The sequence below is a fragment of the Clostridium sp. Marseille-Q7071 genome (genome assembly GCF_965112025.1).
The window spans coordinates 801,575-820,820 of record NZ_CBCOPR010000001.1; the positions used below are offsets into that span (position 1 = coordinate 801,575).

The window sequence follows — 19,246 nt, forward strand, 5'->3', positions numbered from 1 at the left end:
TTAAATTTTAAATAGCTAATAAATAATTATAATCATGAACTAAAAATTAAGTAGATTTAATTACAATATTAGAAGATATCAATTGCTTTGAGGTGTAAATGATTTTGTAACTAGGGTATCTACAAGGGAAACTATATTTACTTTTGTATTATAAATGTATATAATGAAGGTAATTTATTCTATATTTTAATTGGAGGTGTTAAAAGTGAAGCATGGCATGAAAGAACAACTACAAGAACGACTAAGTGATACCATAACTAAGTATAAACATGATCAATCTAATAAAGATAAAATCTTTATAAGTATTAAAGAAAGAATCAAGCTTACTGATTTAGTTAAAATATTTAATGGAGAAGTTGTTGTTGATACAATGTCAAAACGCACATTATATTTTTTATCGAAAGGTTTCTATAATGAGTTAGAAATTAACGAATTAAAACCAGAGTTATTTTTTACAGATTATGAAATTACAGAATTTGAGAGTGAACCACTAGATCTTGAACAAAAAGGTGAAAATTCTAATGTGATAATTTTAAATAATGTATTACCTACAGTTGAAGATAAGCAATATATTTGTTCAAGCATAACCTATAAAGAATTAGTATCAATTTTTAATAGAAATTTAATAAATTATGATTCTAGAATTCAAAGAGAAAGTAGAAGGAAAAAAGCTGATTGGAGATACTATTCAAGAAAGACCTAAGTTATATCATAGAAATCAATAAATGAAATGTCAAAGAAATGAAAATAGGAAAATATATTCCTACCGCTATTTCATTTGCAATATTATCAAAATGGAGAAGAAAAGAGCAGTGATATGAAAATCAATTTATCATTGAAGTAGATTCAAAAAGCATTATAAGTATAATTGATGGTCTACATAGGGTATCTTCAATACTCACTAGTTTAAGTGAAGTAGAAAATGAAGAAGAAAAAGAAAAAATTAGAAAATCAAATAATGCAAGTTAATATTTTTATACATGAAATACGGGAGTCAGCAGAGTATATATATCAAGAGGCACAAAAAATACCATTAGTGGGCGTGTTAAACAAAAAGCATTAAATACAAGTGATGTTACAAACAAAATAATTAGAGAGATAAATTCTTTTGAATCAGAAAGTGTAAATAAGTTATTTAATAAAGTAGGTATGGAGTATTCTGATTTTAAAAATGGGAAAAATATATGATTTACGCCGACATGATAAGTTGTATAGAACATACTTAATAACATGATTACAAAATAATCCTAAAATGCAAAGAAAAATTAGAAATTTTATAATAGACTTATTCAATGAAATAATAAGTGAATATGACCATATTTTTTGGAAAGAATATTGAATTTACAAAAGAAATAAATGCTTTAGTCAATTTCATATTATATGGATTAATTATTTAGACTTCAATTATTTGGATTAAATAGATGGGAGGAGGAACTGGAATATATTTTGGAAAATAAAATTAATTTTGATTTAAATGAAGAACTTGGAGCAAGCAATACTACTAAGGAAAATTGAGAGGTAAACAACGAACAGATTTATATGTATGAGTATTTTAAAGGTTTAGTAGGTGATTTTATTGAGAAATAACATAAATTATACTGAATTAGAATAGAGCTAAATGATTTGAAAAAGTTTCTGCACTATATTGAGCATAAATATGTATATAATACTTATATTAAATATAGAAGTTTATTTTTTAAAGTAGCATGGTATGAGCAAAACTTTTCTCATAAAGACCTATCTGAATTTACATTTCAGGAAGTAGTTCGAGGAAAAAATGAAGTTTTTTTCACGCAGACACAGAAACACTACTAAATACTCAATTAAGTATGTAAGAAAATATATGGAAGTGGCAGTTATTCAAGGATATATAAGCAACAATTTAGATATTACAGCTTAACTAAAGAAACTTCAAGTAATTTTATAAACTTCAGTGCTTTTAAAGAAGATGGATATTGAAAATTAAAAAAGAGCTATATTGTCAGCTGTTAAAGAGTTAAAGAATCTTACATAAATAATTTTCTTATTGATTTTTGATGGTATCATGGGTAAAGCATATAAAGATTTAATAAATTTAAAAGTAGAAGATTATTGTTCAGAAAATCATTCTATTAAAGTTGGGGATAAGTTGTATAAACTATCAAGGGAGACAGAATACGCATTAAGGTACGCATTGGAGCAAGACGTTTATTTTATATTATAAAGAAATGATAAATATAGCTAATATAAATTAAATCCTAATGATCCTTACATTATTAGATCAAAAAAAGTAAAGTTGATAAACCAATAAGCACAGTAGGCATTAGAAGAAGGATTGATACCTGTAAAGAGAATATATGAATAAAGAATATATTCATGGTAAGACTGTATGGTTATCTAGTATAGCACATCGATTAATTAAATTGAAAAGTGAAAATCAATGAGCTGGTTCATGGACAGATAAAAGAATATTGTAATAAGGAAAATATCAATACAAATATAATCGATATGATAGATATAATCAAAATTATTAAAGAAAAAACATAAACAGTGGAAAATGAATTCAGCATAGCTTATTGCCTTACATGTGTTATATAATATTTTTATACTATTCTTTTATTATAGTAGAGCAAATTGTTGCTAGCACTTCAAATTAAATAACATTAAAGTATATTTACATGTTTTTACATTAAGATAAAACAGTTAATAAACATATAGGTATAATTTTAATAGTATTTATTTTTCAAAATAAAGAAGAGCAAACTATTAATAAAATAAAAGTATTAAATAAAAAATATACAATATATATGATGATGATTTATATTCATATTTATAGCAGATATATTCGTTGGAGGGATAAAAATTAATTTATAATGGATGAAAAATGGGAGGATTACTACATGGGAACTAATGGAGAAAAGAGGGTATTTTATACTAAGAGAGAAAGAGAATTATATTATAACATGTGCGACAACAATATTAAATAAATTAAATAATAATTTAATGAAAAGTATAAAAAATAAAGATGAATCATCATCTATTGCTTGTTTAAAAAAGTTTTTGAAGATATATCTAAGGAAGAGTTTAAGTTTTAAAGTGAAAGTTATAAACAATGCTATTGCTATATTTATGAGAGCTTATGAAAAAATGGGCGATTGGGGATTTTTATATAATGTATATGCAGTAACTTACTACATAAAGCATGAAAAGTTTTAAGCAGTATAAATATATTGAAAATAATATAATTTTAATTAAAATTATATAAGTATTAAATAAATAATATGATATTAAATAATGTTGAAATTTGTTAGTTATACTACAAATAAATGATTGAATTTAACATATTCAAATTTAATCATAAAATAAATAGAAAATACTATCACATACCTAATGTGATTAGATATATTTTATATAAATAGATAGTTAGATACAAAGTAAAAATTAAATTAGTAAATAAATGTTACTAAATTTAATTAGAATTGGGTAAATTAGGGAGAAGTATGAAGCTATATGTTAAGAATTTTTATGTATACAAATGGAAAAAATATATACGATTTTACAAGAAAGCTAGATTATAATCTAAAGCAAAAGAGAGAATTGATTATATAAACAATATAATAGAACAAGAATTAGGAATAAAATATTTTGAAGAATTATTCACGCAAACTTTTCATGAAAAGAGAGTAGTGACAGCCGTTTGGGTAAAAGAAGAAAAAGAGATATATGCGATGGGAAAGTTTTATATCATGGTGTGAAAAAAGAAATATAAATTTAATAAGTATTTAGGTATGAAAGAAGAGGTAGGATCCTATACAGGTCAGAATATTTCTCATATAAATTTAGTTTTAACTGAAAAGGACAATATTTAATTGAAACTTAATATAGCTAAAGAATGGAAATTGGCAGATTATATATTAAATGCTTCAGATGGGGAAAAATAAGCAAAAATAAAATATAATTTTTACAATAAATGAAGAGTTATTTAAAAAGGAAGTTAAAGAAAAGAAAATAGGCAATTTTATCTGGTATAATAATAATGAAGATGAACAGATTTTTAATTAAAAATGTAAAAATTTTAAAAAGGAATAAAGCAGGTGATAACCTATGATGATTTAGAAGATGAAAGCTAGCATGTCTTCAGGACTACGAAAGTGCTATTTTCAAATTAAAAGATGCAATCTCTAATTTGAAAAAAATTAATAAGGATGTTATAAAACAAAGAAAATTAGGTAGTCATTATAATTAAACAAGTAGCATCAGTATTATGCAAAGATTCTATTAAGGGACCATCTATTTTAAACAGCCCTTACAGATAGTAATAAAAATAGATTGGGACAAGTTTGATTTTTCAAGGAAAGAAGCATGTACAGTATTACTTTCAATGTCATTAAAGGACTCAGCGAAGATTATATTCGCCTGTTATAATATAAAAATTAATTAATAGTTGTAATTTTACAAGAGTGAAAAGATAATTATGTTATTAAGAAAAATATAACTCAACAACATATGGGAGAAATTCTAAAAGTATCTCAGCCATACAATTAACTATATGATAAACAAAATCGTTAATAAGATAATAAATGCTTACAGAATATTATATGAATCATGGTTTTACAACAATATAGAAAAATCAAGAGTAAAGAAGTGCACAAATGGAATAAGTAAGCTAGTTAATGAAAACTATTTTTCAGAAGAGGGGCAGATAAAAAAGGTGACGGTTATTATAATTGCTGCAGAAAATGTGAAAAAAATAAAAAGCACGAAAAGCACTTATAAAAAAGCATCTTTAAAGGCATATATAGTGTAAGGATATAAATATTAAATACAAATTTTATAAAAAAATAATAAACTTGCAAGGTTATTTATGTTTCTATAATAAGAAAGATGAATTTATGCCCTTATAACTTACTAATTAAAATATAGAATAAATATTAAATAAATTATATAAAACGGAGGAATAATATTATGACAAAAAGGATTTATTAATTGATGTGCCTGGTAAAATATTAGAACCAAGGACAATGAGCAACACATATAGTAACAGCTAAAAAGGTGAAGTTAAATTTAGTGGAGGTGTTAGATGAAATCAATGGAGGCTGAGCTCATATGCTTTAGCCGAAATAGATACGAAAAAACTTTTAGAAGTAAATATATCCGATGCTCAATGGGTCGGATACTATGGGGCGGTCACAGGAGGCATGCATATTAAAGAAGTAGATGAAGAGTATATATTTGGTGTTGCTCATGAAATTATAGGTGGAAAGATTGAATTAACAGGAAACGCATATGAATCAATCAGCATTGTAATTAAATCAGTATCATCAGATGAAGTAGAAAAGTTAAAATAAAATAAAGAATTTAAGTAGTTACTGCAGGTAATAAAACTGAGCTAGTATTTGCAGAAGATATGAAAATGGAAAGACAGTATGCCCATCTTATTCTATATCCAAACAGAGAAAGAAGTTGAGAAACAATTAACAGCAACTACTAAAGACTTCCACAACTGTGAAAAAGTTATATTAAATTTCTATTTATTCTGAAGCTAATAAAGAAGAAACGGATATAATAGGTCATGGTCAATTTGTTATATATAAAGGAAAAATTAAACCAAACTTGATTTACATGTGCTATAAAACGTTTAAATTTGGTTAGATTTTAAGTATGACTTGATTCTAGAAGAAGTGACAAAGAAATGTTCAAATTTCATATTCTTGCTTAAAATTTAATTTAAGTAAGGGGTTATTATAAAACTAATCACACATAGATTTTATTTAGATTTTTATGTATGTAAACCTCTAGCAATAGCTATGGTTTACATGCTTGAAAATTTATAAAATATGATGAAATACATATATAAAATAAATGAATTCAATGAAATGATAATCAGCTAATAAGCTAATTAAATAAATATAATTATTATCATATTAAATAATAAAGAAATAAAAAAATAAATTAGAACATAATTTATTAGAGGGAGCAGATTAATTTCTAAAGTATATAATAAATTTATAGAAAAGAATTAAAGGCTTGCCATTAATATTTATATAGATGAAATAAGTATGTTTGTGGGCGGATAGAATATATGCGTTAATAACTGTAAAATAAAATATGAGAGGAAGAATTTATGCCAAAATCTTTATATGTAGAAAATAGTTATGCCAACTTAGGAGAAAAATTTTAAATATAAATAATACTATTATATTTTTCTTTTATAACAAATTAGTTAATTATTCTATCTCTGGAGCTACTTCAGGAAGTTTTATATCACAACATAGATGGTTCTAGTGCATATAGAACACATTTACTAACTTCAGCAGACGGAAACCTTCTTCTTTCATTGGAGCTGTTGAACTTCAACTGTTTCAAGTAATATTGGTCTGAAAAGATATGGTGTATTGCGTATGGGTTAGATAAAACTAATTTCAAAATGTATGTAGACGGAATTTAGAGATTGAAAGAGAAGTTACTAATTATTATAACGATAATACATGGTTATTTGCAAGTAGAGGTAAAAGAAATTTTTAAATGCTTATATATCAGAGCTTAGAATTTATAATTATGCTTAACTCAAGAACAAATAATAAATAAAATGAATAAAAAAGAAAATAATTATTCTGAATTATTAAGGTACTATAATTTTAATGAAGTATTAATGATAATATAATCAGACTTAACAGGAAATTATAATTTACTTCAGGAGGATTTAAAATATTTATCAGAAGATATACCTAAATTTCTAAAAGATAAATATCTAATAAAGCAAAATAATAAATATTATACTATAGCGCAAGAATCTTTATGTTATCGTGTACTTATCAACTGCTAGTTTTAGAAGGTGGAGCAACTCCTAATGACAATGACTTTATAAGCAAAGGATTTGATGATTTGGCGTACTAATCATGACCTACAAACAATATTTTTTCCTGCAGATTTTTTAGGCAATGCAGGAGAAGGAACAATTTATAAAGTGTGTTATAAATAGAAATGATGATATATGGATAAGATAGAAATTAAGGAGGTTTCAAACAATAAAAAAATTGTTTTAAGGAGGCTATATTAATGAGTAATAATATTGGTGGAGGAATATAACAGTTATAATCATACTAAAAATTAAATTATTATAATTTGAAAATAAATTCACAAGATGGAAAAAAATCAAAGTAACTTGTTATGGTGGTAGTGGTAAAGGTGGATATGGTACAAAAAATGGCAATTAATGGAGAATATGGAAAAGCAGGAGGTTATGGACAAATTAAAGAAAAAACAATTGTTTTAAATGCTAGTGATACGCCAGGTTCCATATATCGCTACAAATGGTGCAGATGGACTAAATGCAATATCATTAGAGGTGAGGGCTGCGGAGGAGGTGGTGGCGGTGCAACTTTTATTAATAAACAGCATCAATGTAGGAGCTGATGCAGAGGAGGTGGAGGCATTTCAGAGGTAATGGAGCACCTGAAGGTCTCCAAGGTAAAGGAGGATGGGGAAACTTACGGCTACTACCAAAACCCAGATAGAGGTGTTTATGGGAGGTTCTGTGGAATGGTAGTTAACATGGAAGATTAATTGCTTTTTATCTTCTCATCAATAAAGGTAAAACAGTAATAGAAGTCATGGAGGTGTATTGGCAAATTAAGTCTTTGATTAAAACTTCAGATAAATTAATGTTTTTATCAAAATAATATTTGGATTGATACGGGATTATAGAAGCAGATATTTCTCTCAATAATCCTAAAATATGCGCCAAAATTTTGAAGAACATGGAATGGATGATATATACACATATCGCAAAAGAAAAGGTAGAGTTAACGACTTTGAAATTATTACATATACAAATAGGGATGATTTCTTAAAGTAAAGGCTACTGTTCCAAATTACAGACCAATAGACATTTTAAAGAAAAATAATAATGGTATATGTAATGCATTGTTTAAATAGTTGCAGGAGTGATATTATGGCGAAAATAGGAGGACAGTTACTACAACCAGAAGCACAGGTTGGAAAAGGTATGATGACAGTAATAGTAATATTAGTTACATTGGAGATTGATTCCAGAAGATTATTCAATATATTATAATGGTTCCGAAATTTATACTGCTGATAAATATTCAATAAATACAATTTAATTTTATTGTCTAAAAGCAACGAATAATAGCGAATATGCTTAATAACAAGCATAATAACATAAAAATATATATAGATAGTGATTTAATTGAATATTATTCTCAATATAGAAGTACTGGAATGCAGCAGTGCTTAGTATATGAAAAATTAGATTAGATAATAAAGACATTTTATTACTATCGATTGTGTAGATTTACCTAGTGGTAAATATTTTTCGTTAGATGCAATAGATATAGATGAAAAAGGTGTTTTAAAACCATATAAAAATAAAGCGGCATTATCTACTGGATAATCTAATAATTATTATTATATGTGAATAATAACTATATAAATCTAGGTCAATCAAATGATAATAATCAGCTAATAAATTGCTAAGTAAATATGAAGTTGGTGAAGATATTAGTATATTACCGGGTAGAGTTTGAATAATAAAATAGTATCATGGATTTAATAATGATAATATTAATGTTTCTTGGGGATATGTAGATTTAAATGATGTCATAGATAGCATTAGTTTGATAGAAAAATATAATAGAAAAATACATTCAATAATTATGATAATTATAAAATTATAGATGAAATTAAAAATAATAATGATGTAAAGTTTATATATTGTAATGAAAAGAAATTTAATAATAAATAACTTTAAAATATTTATTTTAGTATTATATTTGGAAGTGATATTGGCGGCTAATTATGAAGTTTAAATTTGATAATGATACAGGATATAAAGATGAAAGCACGGGAATAAAAGTAAGTGCAAGTTCGAGTATACATCAAGTGGAAGAGAAGAGGTCCTGCATATAGTGCATTTGATGGAAAGATTTCAGTCTCCACAAATTATATTTACAACCGATGGGAACCGGGACAAAGATAGCAGGGAAGAGCAAAAGTCTATATTTTATAATAGATTTTAATACAAACAGATATTGTGTGAGAAAATTTTCAATAGTGTTCATAATCACAAAATAAACTTAGCGGTATATGTATGCGTTTAGTAATGATAGCTTAGTTTTGGGAAAATATTTATAGCATTCAAAAATCTAATGTGTAATCAAAGATGAAGCCTTACAATTACCATGGAGTTTGATAAATAAAAAGAAGACGATATTATAAAATAAATTTTACACGTGTTGGTGGAATCAGGAATGGGGAGATATATGAAATGCAATTACACGAAGATTTAGCCTTTGAACATCCAAAAAATTTTATTAAAACAAAACTCAAATTATTACGCTATAAAATCGTAACTTATGCTAAACTTGACGTCCTATAGATAATACTCAATTAGAACAATGGTATAAGAAATATGGTGTTGATTATGCAAATATTTTAACTGGAGAATTTGTTAAATAGAGAAATGCCTATGACATTAGATAAAACAACTTGCGTATTTGGAAGACAGATTTTGAATTAGATGCTAGTAATATCACAGATAATCTTGAATTGCTTGAAAATGATAATGAAAAAAGTAATTATAAAATAATTAAATATGAAAGTCCCTAACATAGAATATATGATTTATTAGACAATGAATTTGAAATAATGATGCTTGAATAGAGAAAGACTATTAAGGTCTTTTATTTTTGTTTAAAATAGTTCTATATTAAGACAAAAGGTAAGTCTCTTTTTTATGCAATAATTTCAATAAAAGGTTACTTTTAATTACTTAAAAATTTTCACATATTTAGTATATAGAAGAAAAAAAAGCTTTATTATATATGCTAAATTTTAATTTGAAAGTTTTATAAGTGGCTAAAGATAGATTTTATAACAATGTTAAATAGATTGAAAAAGTGATTAAAAATGGGAATAGTTACATTAGATTTAGATTCAAAAAAGGTACTGTGACATTAGATGAAACCCAAGTTAACTGCCAATATCGAAGTATCAGTCTGCTGTTAGAGCAAATCATGGAGTAACAAGTGGAAAATATTATTGGGAGTCCAAAAGTAAATAATGGGGGATACAACAGTGCAGTTTATATTGGTATTGTAAATGAAAAATTTGATACAGTAGACTTTGTAAATACAAGATACGTTTATGGTGGTTATAATGGAAATAAAATTTAGGTATACAAGTTCAACTTATGGAGCTAAATTCACCAGCGGAGATATAATAGGTGTTTGTTTAGATTTAGATAATAAAACTATACTATTTCTATAAAATGGAGTTTTATAGAGTTGCTTTTGAAATGATTTGGCCATCTTGCCAGATGACAAAGTACTATACAGTTATTGGGTATGGTTACAATAATGATTTTTAAAGTTGTTGCAGCTAATTTTGGAGCTATGCCATTTCAATATCAAGAATTATTTGAGAGTCTAGGTGTATTACAATCTTATGATGGTAGTCAAAAAATGTAACTTTTCTTTTTGTTGCAAACAAAATAATCAATATTATAATATAAAGCCAGAATTTTACACCAATGGTGTCTATAAATCTTTATTACTAGAAGATGGAGCAACTCTCCTAACAGTGATTTTGGAAATAAAGGATTTAAAAAATCCTGAATGACATATTAATCGAATATAAAGAAGGTAGTATTAAATCTAGTGCCAGTGATTTAGAAGAAGGTAAGATGTTTAGTTTTAATATAGATAGTACTTAAAAATATAAATAGTATAGAATAGAGGGTGAAGTATATGGCAATGGCATTTTTGCAGGTGGAGCTAAAACTTAAAATAATCCTTATTTAATAGAAGATGCTCTTGATTTAGATGCAGTTAGAAATGGGCTAGATAAACATTATAAATTAATTAGAGATAGATTTGGACATAAGACTTTTAACGAAAGTGAAGGCTGGAAACCTATTGGAGATTTTAAGTACTGCTTTAAAGGAATACTTGATGGAAGTGGATATAAAGTTAAAAATTTATTTGTGGATACAGTAAAAATCAACAAACAAAATGTTGGATTATTTAGTTTTACTGAGGGAGCAAGGTTACAAAATATAGATAATAAATGTAAATATAGCAACTACCATACAGCAGGTAGCCTGGCAGCAAGAGTTTTAACTTACAATATCTAATTGTTACTCTACTGGTATAATTAAAGTTGTGAATTTTACAATGGAGGGTTAATTGGTGCCAGGATAATGAAAAGCAAAAGTATTTAACTGTTCCGTATTCTTCTTGCCAATTAAATTCCCAAGGTATAGCTGATGGTTTAATAGGTGAAATACGGTATGGAAAACAATGTGATATAATGAATTGTTTTTCCATAGGAACAAAGTTACAGGTAGCTCAAAAATAGGTGGTTTATTAGGTGAAATAAAGGAAAAGAGCTATTTTATTGATTCGGCCAAATATAGAAACAAGTGGACAAAACAATATCAGTAGAGGGGAGGGAAAAAAGTCAACAGAAATGAAAAAAATATTAACTTTTAAAGATTGATAAAAAAAATTAGATAATGGTACTCCCATTTGCATTTTAAAAAATGGAATATATCCTAAATTATGGTTTGGAACTTTTATTTTAAACAAAATTTTGATTAAACATAATAATACATTCAATAGAAAATAACTTATATGAATGAAGTAATCATTGATACAATCAATTAGAAAAATGGTATAAAAAATATGGTACTGATTATGTAGATATTTCAACTCAAAACTTATCTAACAGAGAAATGCCCATGACATTAAGTGAAACAATTAGTATTTGGAAGACAGATTTTGAGTTAAATATTAATGATAATAGTAGATAATGTTGAATTAGTTGAAAGTGAATAGTGTGGAGAATAATTATAAAACAATTAAATATGAGAGTTCTCAGTATGAATATATGATTTATTAGGATGAATTTGAAGTGATGATGTTAAAAGAAAAGAAAGACTAGTAAAGTCTTTTTTATTTTTGCTTAAAATAAATTTAAATTAAGAAAATATGGAATATATTTATATATTAAGCTTTAGTTCAAAACCATAGTAAGAGTTTATCTTAAATACTTACTTAATACTAAAAATGGAAAAAGGAGATATCTATGGATAACTATAATGATAAAAATTATATAAAGATTAATAAAAGGGTTTTATATATACATCCAATAAAAATGAAGTATATAAAAGACAATTTTTATAACATATATTTATGCGTTAATAAGTTTGACTTATGAGATTATTAGAGTTTTCAGATGGAAGTGAAATATTAAATAAATTTTTAAATGCAGTTTTTGATGGAGATAAAGAAACAATAGATTATGCACGTGACGAGATGACAACTTGCGAATTTAACGAATTATTGATAAAGGTAAAAGAAATAAATGAATTAAAGGATGAAAATGATCTAAAAAGAATTGTGTTGATAGTGGAGAAAATGTACCCGAACTAACTATCCGCAAGATGTTATGCTTTATTGGTGCATTGTGGGATATCAGAAAGAGAGTTAGATGAATGTTCTTATGTATTTTTTAATGATTGTATTAATGAATTAATCAGTTAAGTTAGAATATGATTGCATTATAAATATATTGGGAAATTCATTGCCGATGATACAGCAATCAAATATGTTAATGAAAGGAATCATTTAATACTATTACCAAGGCACAAAATAATAAATTGATCATGGATGACATTAAAAAAGTGGATTACTACAAGAATAATAAAGATTAATAAAATATTATTAAGGGAGTTGATGGCAATGTCAGTACCAATTAGTGAGCTTAACAAAAGGAAATAAGAGAAATAATAAGTTTTATTGATGATAGAAATAATCAAGAAATAATTATATGAATATAAGTAAAGATCAAAAAGAAGAATTTAAAGGATTTTTTAAAAGAAAAGCGTAAATTTAGATAGTACAGAATTATTAATTAGAGGTAAATAAAATAGTAAGATTTTTTTATACTAAATGAATTGATTTTATATAAAGTCAGAAGATGATATTATGGATATTTTAAATTTCCTAATTATATATTAACTAAAGTATCATCAGTTATAGGAGAGATAATCACAGAGCTAGTTTATGAGATAATCTTAGAAAAAAACTAGAAATGAACAACATGTTGATATTATTAGAACAACAAGAATGTTATAACCAAATAGAAGAAATATTAAATAAAACAAATAATAATGATGAAGATAATAACTAATAAATAGTATATTAATTAAAAACTAATTTAGAAGATATATGAGATAGAGTCATAAGGTCTTGCCTCAGAAAGGAGAACAATAAATGGCATATGATTTAGGTGAACAAAAATTCAATCTTATAGATAGTGATATTGTTAAAATAGAAAATACTATTAAAAAGAATGAATGAAATTTCAAATAAATATAAAATAAAAACTATCTATTGAAAATAAAAGTATAAATGATTTAGAAAAACAATTAGAAAAGGTTAAAACTGCTTTAGAAACAACTATTAATTTAGATAGAAATTTAAATATTGACTAATAGTACAGTTTTTAGTGAAATAAATATTGGAGTTAGTGAATTAGAAACAAAAGAAAGTACTTAATAGATAGCACTCAAGTGACACTAATAAGAAAAGGTTAAAAGAAGGCTTATTAGAAACTCCAAATAGCATAGCATCATTAAAAGGTAATATAGAACAAGTCACCCTACCAATATGAATTCTCCTACTAAAACAACAGTTAGAGATGGATTATGAAGGCGATTAAAAATGCATCAATCTGTAGATGTAAGCATGATTGATGCTCTTAAGAATAATATCCTTCATTAGAGAAGAAATAAGTTCTGCAGGAACTTGGAAGGTTAGCAGAGAAATTATTAGAGTCTAAAATTGATGATGCAAGTGTGAGTATTCTTGGAGCTCTTTGGCGTAGCTGCCACAGATCATCAATTTCAGTCATGGCTTTGAGCTCAGTAGACATTAACTGTAGGCTTAGGAGCAGCTATTTCCGTAGCTATGGCTGGTATTACAAAATTAATTAATAAAAATAAAGAACTAGACAGAATCAGTTGAAAATACCATAAAAACAACTAGAGAAAATATTTCAGATAATGTAAATAGTATACAAATGTTGAGTGATATTAAAGATGAATATGAATCATTGTATCGAAAGAATAATAGAAGCTTTGAAGAGGAAGAATGATATTTAGAATTAATCAATAAGATAGCACAAATAAGCCCAGAATTAGTTAGTGGATATGATGCACAGGGAAATGCTATTTTAAATTTTAAGGGTAATGTAGATGGAATCAATAGAATCTTTAAAAGAAAAAAATAGAATAGAAAACCTAAAGATTGTAGCAGATTGGGACAATATAGTAAAGGTAAATAAAGATAAGAAAAAAAGAATTAGAAGATGGAAAAGAGTATAAAGAGACTTTAGAAAAGCGCAACAATTAATTGGGCAAATAGAAGCAAGTAAAAAATATAAAATGGAATTGGAAGAAGAAGGTAAGGATACAAAAAAGGTTGATGAATTAATTTCGTTCATGAACAAAACCTAGCTAAATTTAACGCCATAATAGAAATCACAGAATCACAAATAAAAGCACTAATCAGAAATCTCACAATTAAACATATCTTTTTTACAAAGTGCAGAAGGATTTTGACGAATTAACAAGTTCACAAAAAAACTTTGCAAGTACATTGAAGCAAGGAGAATACTGATTTAATCTAGTAGAAGCTGAAGATTATAAGAAACTTTAAATTAGCAAGTAATGAATTTAAACAATTTGATAATTTAAAAATGAACAAAAGTAAAATGAGTATTAAAAGCTTTGAAAAAGAAGTTGATAGTTCGTTGAAAAAATATATGAAGAAATAGATATACCTATAAATATTATAAAAGATAACTATATAGACTATAGTACGCCAAAATGTAAAAAAAGAAGTTATACAATATGAAAAGAGCTGCACGGAAATTTATCAAACTTAGGGGAAAGAAGTTGACAGATAAATTCAGTTTTAGATGAATATGCCCAGACTAATCAATGGAATAAGAAAGCCTTAGAAGAATTAGCAAAAGAATATCCTGAAATATCAACTTTAATGGATGATGAATTAGCTTTAGAACAATTTTTAATTGATAAAAAATCAGAGAAAATAGGAGCTGTAGAAGAGGTTCTAAATGCTCAATTAACGGCTGCACAGGAATCTGTTAATGAATTGGGAGAAAGTTATAGAGCGGACTTAGAAAACTTCTCTGATGCAGAATCAGCTAAATTAGCTATTCGGGAGAAAATAAAAAAGAATTAACCAATCTTTACAGTTCAAAGGCTAAGTCATCACAAGACGATGCAGCGAAATTGGCAGCAGATACAGATCCTATGGATACTGAGGTGGAGACAGCAAGTGCAGATCGTTTCGCGCAGAAAGCTAAAGAGTATGAAAATACGGATGTTAATGATTTCGATTACCTCCAGAGCTTGTAATTAAGATTGACAATTATTATAAAGAACTATCGTGCACAAAATACAATATCATTAAGAAAACTCATCTTACCCTGAAATAGCAATGGTGAGTGCATATGGATCAGGCATATCAAGCAGCTCTCAAGAAAAGGTTTTTCAAACTAATTTCCCAGAATTAGATAAATATAAAATAAAACAAATAGATAGAGACAATGAAGAATTAGAAAAACAAGAAAAGGTAATTGATAATAACAACAACGGGTAAATATAGTGAAAATAATGATAGTAATAATGACCAAAATACCCAGCACGAACGAAGAATATGAGCAAATTAATTAAGGTTCTAAACAGAACAAAAAGGTTTAGTAAAATACTTCAAAGAATCAATTAAAAAAGAATTCTTTAATCTAACTAAATAGATATAAGTAAATATAAAAGCGCAATTACGTTATTTATGCTGTTATGTGGACTTTAGAGACTGGTGTAAAAAGATGAAGAATCTAAAAGAGCTTCTTGAAGAGAATGAGAAAAAATTTAAATTATTAGTTGAGGCGGTTTAATACGAAAATAGTGCTATAGAGAAAATAGACGAATGAACTATATGAAACTGAGAGCAAAAGATCAAAGAACAGAGGAGTATTGGGAATCAATACTTAAAATACGAGATAAAAATTTAGAAAAAAGTAAAAATGATTTAGAAGATGTACGAGCAAATCTAGAAGCAATTGAGTCAATTTACAATGATAGAACAGGTTACGATAAAAAATAGAAGCAATAGAAGAAATTATAAATGCCATACAGATATACAAAGTTAAACTAATTGAAGAAAATGCTTATTTACAAGCTCAATTGCTTACCTCTTAAAGAAGGTTCACAAAAAGATATGTGGAAGATTTTAAGAACAGAATAAGAGAAAATGATAAAGAAATTTTAAATAGTTCTAAGAGTTTAGCTGAACATTTTGATAAAAGAAAAGAAATAGAAGTAAGTAAGCTAAATGCTGTTAAAGATATTGAAGAAAAAATTATTAATTTATTAAAAGAAAAATATAAAGTAGTACAAGAAAAGAAGAAGATAGGCACAGAACAGCCTTAGATAACATTGAAGAAGAAAGAAAGGCTTTTAATGAATATATTGATGAAAAAATAAAAAAGCATTAGATAAAGAAGAAAAAAAGTGAAAATTACACAAAGAATTAAATAAAAACTAGAAGAAAAGCAAAGCTTTCAAAAGCACCAGATGCGTTAATGCTAGATAGCTCTTGAAAGCAAAGCAAAGCAAGAGGAATTACTTGAACAATTAAGAAATAAACAAGAGGAAATAGAAGAATTTCAAAATAAGTATGCTCGACTTAAAAAGGAAAACTTACAAGAACAAAAAGAAGCTCATAATAAAGCTTTGGATGATGAGAAGAAAAGAAGATGAAAGCTTTGAGAATTATAAAAAGGTCTCAGAAAGACAATTAGAATATGATAAATTGTATGATGAGGCAAGAAGTACCTGTTAGTTGATTTATGCAGATGCTATTGGTAATGCAGCTGATTTATCAGAAGCTTTATTAGAATATGAAGATAATTTGAGAAGGATTGTCTGCTGGGTAGGACAAAGATAAAAACAGAAATAATAGAAAATCTATTAGAAGTACAAGATTTATTAGCTAATGGTTTTGATGCAGCCTATTTTAAGTGGTAATAATTATGCAGGACCAATTGACAGTAATAATGAGTCAATAATTGATACAGAAATAATTTTTAGTAATAAAGATAAAACAAAGTATAACTATATTTCTCTCTCTCTCTCTCTCCCCCCCCCCCCCCCCCCTTTTTTTTTTTTTAAGAAATAGTATAGACTTAGGCAAATGCACAGATTTTTTAGCTAGTAAACATGGAGTTAATGCTGAATTTGAAAAAATGAAATAATACTAGCAAAATGCCAAATGCAAATGATATCGTCTTAGGACAAGCAGCTAATAATTATAGTAATTCAACTGGAGCTATTACTAACAGGTAAAAATAGAGATGAAAACTAAAAGCATGTTAGAAGTAATAATTTATTAAAAATGTAAAAGGATCTTATGCAGATGGTGGAATTACAGAATTTATGGACTAGTTGATGATGCATGTAATGAAGATAGAATTTGTTCTGTACTAAACAATAGTCAAAGCTTCTAGTCTTTTTAATTTTGTAAAAAATAATAGGGTGTAACTATTAGGCATAATGCTATAAATCCAATGAGATCAATTCCATATGGAGAGCAAATAACTAATAATTCTACTATTAAAATAGATAACTCATAGAGATCAATGGAGATGTTGATGAAAAAGTTTTACCACAAATGAATAAGGAATTTTAAATTTTAAATATACAAAAAGAATTAAATAAGTCAGAGTATTTAGTAGAAGATAAGATTTTATCTATTTTATGTAAAGATAGTTATACTTAATAGTAGTTTAATTGTTAGTAACATTTATTGAAATTTTTTATTAAAGTGAGGTGAGATTAATAGATGTTTTTAAGTCAATCTCATTTATGTATAATGGCATAAATTCAGAACTTATGGGTGTAGCAATAGCATTTACTGAGAATGGTATGATAGAGATGCCTTTGGACATAGAAGAGAAAATTGTTGAAGAAAAGCTAGATAAAAGAAACTCCTTATTTTTATGGTTTTTCAAATGAATGTTTAATGCTATCTATTACTTTTGCTGCAATTAGATGGGAGCAATTGGACATATGAGGATAGAAGAAAATAGTAGAATGGTTTATCAAGATGAATATAAGCCTTTTATCAGCTTAGATAACCCAGTTATTTATTATCATACAGCAGTTGGAGAGCCTAAAAGATACGATAACTTGTTTTGAGGAAGGATATGTTACTTTAAATTTAAAGTGTAATTCTTCCTTATGCTTATTCACTCTATGTATATTAGTACTTATGATTATAATAAAATAAGTAAAACCAATATTTTAGAAATAGATAATACAACTAATGTAAAGAAATATTATTATCCCGAAATAGAAATAGAAATGGTAGATGGTACTGAGACAAGTATTATTAATTTAACTAACATGCGAAGAATTTAAAATCTAATAATTTAAAAGGTGAGATCATTTATATAAACAATGATATGCAAGAAATAGAAAGTAGCTTAAAAGATACTCTGGAGATTGAGTAATTTTAATAAAAACTGGCTCAAATTAGTTAAAGGTGTCAATAGATTAAAAATTAATGGAAATGCAAAGGTGGCTATTAGATGCTGTTACTCCTATTTCAATATAGAAAGAACGGTGAAGTGTTATGATTATTTATGTTAATGACATAAAGTAGAAAAGGACGATATCTTCCATTTAGGCTATAGATAAAGATAAAAAAAGGAAAGATGATTTGAGATGATACTTTGTAAGCCTGATGGAACAGAGGTTTGTGTTTTAAAAAGAAGCTTTTGATATATAGGGTTTACATTGAATCCTTAAAGGTATAGATGAATGTATAATTTACTATGCCCTATTATATATAACGAAATAACATAAGAGGGTAAAAATAAGCATTGGGAGTTAATTAAAGATGATTATTTAATTAAAGTAAATAATAAGAAAATCTTGTTATTAATGAGATAAAAAAGAATAACAATGTAGCTATTAAGGATAAGTATATTCATGCTTATAGTAGAGTATAAATTAAGTAAAAGAAAAATTAGGAATTTTAAGAGGTACTAGACAATTATATAAAGATATAAAAGATGGCACTATAACTAAAATGCAATATAGTTTGACAATGTTAAATGGAACAACTATACTGAGCCTTTTACAACAGAAGAA

23 protein-coding genes are annotated in these 19,246 nt (G+C 26.3%); 22 read left to right on the forward strand and 1 reads right to left on the reverse strand.

The window, feature by feature from the left end:
• The first annotated feature begins 205 nt into the window (after positions 1 to 205).
• The 13 genes from ACWPW7_RS03725 (at position 206) to ACWPW7_RS03785 (ending at position 12,434) form a co-directional block, all read left to right on the forward strand.
• The gene (locus ACWPW7_RS03725; RefSeq protein WP_454052424.1) at positions 206 to 703 is read left to right on the forward strand and encodes a hypothetical protein; all 498 of its coding nucleotides are present in this window, start codon (positions 206 to 208) and stop codon (positions 701 to 703) included.
• 219 nt (positions 704 to 922) lie between these two features.
• Complete coding sequence (locus tag ACWPW7_RS03730) at positions 923 to 1,063, forward strand: hypothetical protein (RefSeq protein ID WP_454052425.1); 141 nt, start codon at positions 923 to 925, stop codon at positions 1,061 to 1,063.
• A 714-nt stretch (positions 1,064 to 1,777) separates the two neighbouring features.
• Entirely contained in the window at positions 1,778 to 1,900 is a 123-nt protein-coding gene (locus ACWPW7_RS03735; protein ID WP_454052426.1) for a hypothetical protein, read from the forward strand.
• Between the two features lie 144 nt (positions 1,901 to 2,044).
• Entirely contained in the window at positions 2,045 to 2,203 is a 159-nt protein-coding gene (locus tag ACWPW7_RS03740; RefSeq protein ID WP_454052427.1) for a hypothetical protein, read from the forward strand.
• Between the two features lie 653 nt (positions 2,204 to 2,856).
• A complete protein-coding gene (locus tag ACWPW7_RS03745) occupies positions 2,857 to 3,195 on the forward strand; it encodes a hypothetical protein (protein ID WP_454052428.1) in 339 nt (112 codons plus the stop codon).
• A gap of 1,333 nt (positions 3,196 to 4,528) precedes the next feature.
• Positions 4,529 to 4,786, forward strand: a complete 258-nt coding sequence (locus ACWPW7_RS03750; RefSeq protein ID WP_454052429.1) for a hypothetical protein — start codon at positions 4,529 to 4,531, stop codon at positions 4,784 to 4,786.
• A gap of 391 nt (positions 4,787 to 5,177) precedes the next feature.
• A complete protein-coding gene (locus ACWPW7_RS03755; protein ID WP_454052430.1) occupies positions 5,178 to 5,327 on the forward strand; it encodes a hypothetical protein in 150 nt (49 codons plus the stop codon).
• 1,822 nt (positions 5,328 to 7,149) lie between these two features.
• Positions 7,150 to 7,395: a hypothetical protein gene (locus tag ACWPW7_RS03760; protein WP_454052431.1), complete on the forward strand. Its 246-nt coding sequence runs from the start codon at positions 7,150 to 7,152 to the stop codon at positions 7,393 to 7,395.
• A gap of 538 nt (positions 7,396 to 7,933) precedes the next feature.
• Complete coding sequence (locus ACWPW7_RS03765) at positions 7,934 to 8,056, forward strand: hypothetical protein (RefSeq protein WP_454052432.1); 123 nt, start codon at positions 7,934 to 7,936, stop codon at positions 8,054 to 8,056.
• Positions 8,057 to 10,028: 1,972 nt separating this feature from the next.
• On the forward strand, positions 10,029 to 10,175 hold the full coding sequence (locus ACWPW7_RS03770; RefSeq protein ID WP_454052433.1) for a hypothetical protein: 147 nt from the start codon (positions 10,029 to 10,031) through the stop codon (positions 10,173 to 10,175).
• A 171-nt stretch (positions 10,176 to 10,346) separates the two neighbouring features.
• Positions 10,347 to 10,469: a hypothetical protein gene (locus tag ACWPW7_RS03775; RefSeq protein ID WP_454052434.1), complete on the forward strand. Its 123-nt coding sequence runs from the start codon at positions 10,347 to 10,349 to the stop codon at positions 10,467 to 10,469.
• Positions 10,470 to 10,984: 515 nt separating this feature from the next.
• Entirely contained in the window at positions 10,985 to 11,134 is a 150-nt protein-coding gene (locus ACWPW7_RS03780; RefSeq protein WP_454052435.1) for a hypothetical protein, read from the forward strand.
• 1,081 nt (positions 11,135 to 12,215) lie between these two features.
• Positions 12,216 to 12,434 carry a hypothetical protein gene (locus tag ACWPW7_RS03785; protein WP_454052436.1) on the forward strand — a complete coding sequence of 73 codons (219 nt, stop codon included), beginning with the start codon at positions 12,216 to 12,218 and terminating at the stop codon, positions 12,432 to 12,434.
• A 1,330-nt stretch (positions 12,435 to 13,764) separates the two neighbouring features.
• On the opposite strand, the gene ACWPW7_RS03790 is transcribed toward ACWPW7_RS03785, so the two are convergent.
• Positions 13,765 to 13,938, reverse strand: a complete 174-nt coding sequence (locus tag ACWPW7_RS03790) for a hypothetical protein (protein WP_454052437.1) — start codon at positions 13,936 to 13,938, stop codon at positions 13,765 to 13,767.
• Positions 13,939 to 14,260: 322 nt separating this feature from the next.
• Here ACWPW7_RS03790 and ACWPW7_RS03795 point away from each other — a divergent pair, with 322 nt between their 5' ends.
• From ACWPW7_RS03795 to ACWPW7_RS03835, 9 genes are all read left to right on the forward strand, one after another.
• Positions 14,261 to 14,389, forward strand: coding sequence for a hypothetical protein (locus tag ACWPW7_RS03795; RefSeq protein WP_454052438.1), 129 nt, complete (start codon positions 14,261 to 14,263; stop codon positions 14,387 to 14,389).
• A gap of 676 nt (positions 14,390 to 15,065) precedes the next feature.
• On the forward strand, positions 15,066 to 15,272 hold the full coding sequence (locus ACWPW7_RS03800; protein ID WP_454052439.1) for a hypothetical protein: 207 nt from the start codon (positions 15,066 to 15,068) through the stop codon (positions 15,270 to 15,272).
• A gap of 50 nt (positions 15,273 to 15,322) precedes the next feature.
• Complete coding sequence (locus tag ACWPW7_RS03805) at positions 15,323 to 15,448, forward strand: hypothetical protein (RefSeq protein WP_454052440.1); 126 nt, start codon at positions 15,323 to 15,325, stop codon at positions 15,446 to 15,448.
• 82 nt (positions 15,449 to 15,530) lie between these two features.
• The gene (locus ACWPW7_RS03810) at positions 15,531 to 15,692 is read left to right on the forward strand and encodes a hypothetical protein (RefSeq protein ID WP_454052441.1); all 162 of its coding nucleotides are present in this window, start codon (positions 15,531 to 15,533) and stop codon (positions 15,690 to 15,692) included.
• Positions 15,693 to 16,028: 336 nt separating this feature from the next.
• On the forward strand, positions 16,029 to 16,196 hold the full coding sequence (locus ACWPW7_RS03815; protein WP_454052442.1) for a hypothetical protein: 168 nt from the start codon (positions 16,029 to 16,031) through the stop codon (positions 16,194 to 16,196).
• A 116-nt stretch (positions 16,197 to 16,312) separates the two neighbouring features.
• Positions 16,313 to 16,522, forward strand: coding sequence for a hypothetical protein (locus tag ACWPW7_RS03820; protein ID WP_454052443.1), 210 nt, complete (start codon positions 16,313 to 16,315; stop codon positions 16,520 to 16,522).
• A gap of 247 nt (positions 16,523 to 16,769) precedes the next feature.
• Entirely contained in the window at positions 16,770 to 16,934 is a 165-nt protein-coding gene (locus tag ACWPW7_RS03825; protein ID WP_454052444.1) for a hypothetical protein, read from the forward strand.
• Positions 16,935 to 17,956: 1,022 nt separating this feature from the next.
• Positions 17,957 to 18,106 (forward strand): hypothetical protein, encoded by a 150-nt coding sequence (locus ACWPW7_RS03830; RefSeq protein ID WP_454052445.1) that lies wholly within the window; start codon positions 17,957 to 17,959, stop codon positions 18,104 to 18,106.
• 54 nt (positions 18,107 to 18,160) lie between these two features.
• The gene (locus ACWPW7_RS03835) at positions 18,161 to 18,289 is read left to right on the forward strand and encodes a hypothetical protein (RefSeq protein WP_454052446.1); all 129 of its coding nucleotides are present in this window, start codon (positions 18,161 to 18,163) and stop codon (positions 18,287 to 18,289) included.
• Positions 18,290 to 19,246: the final 957 nt, after the last annotated feature.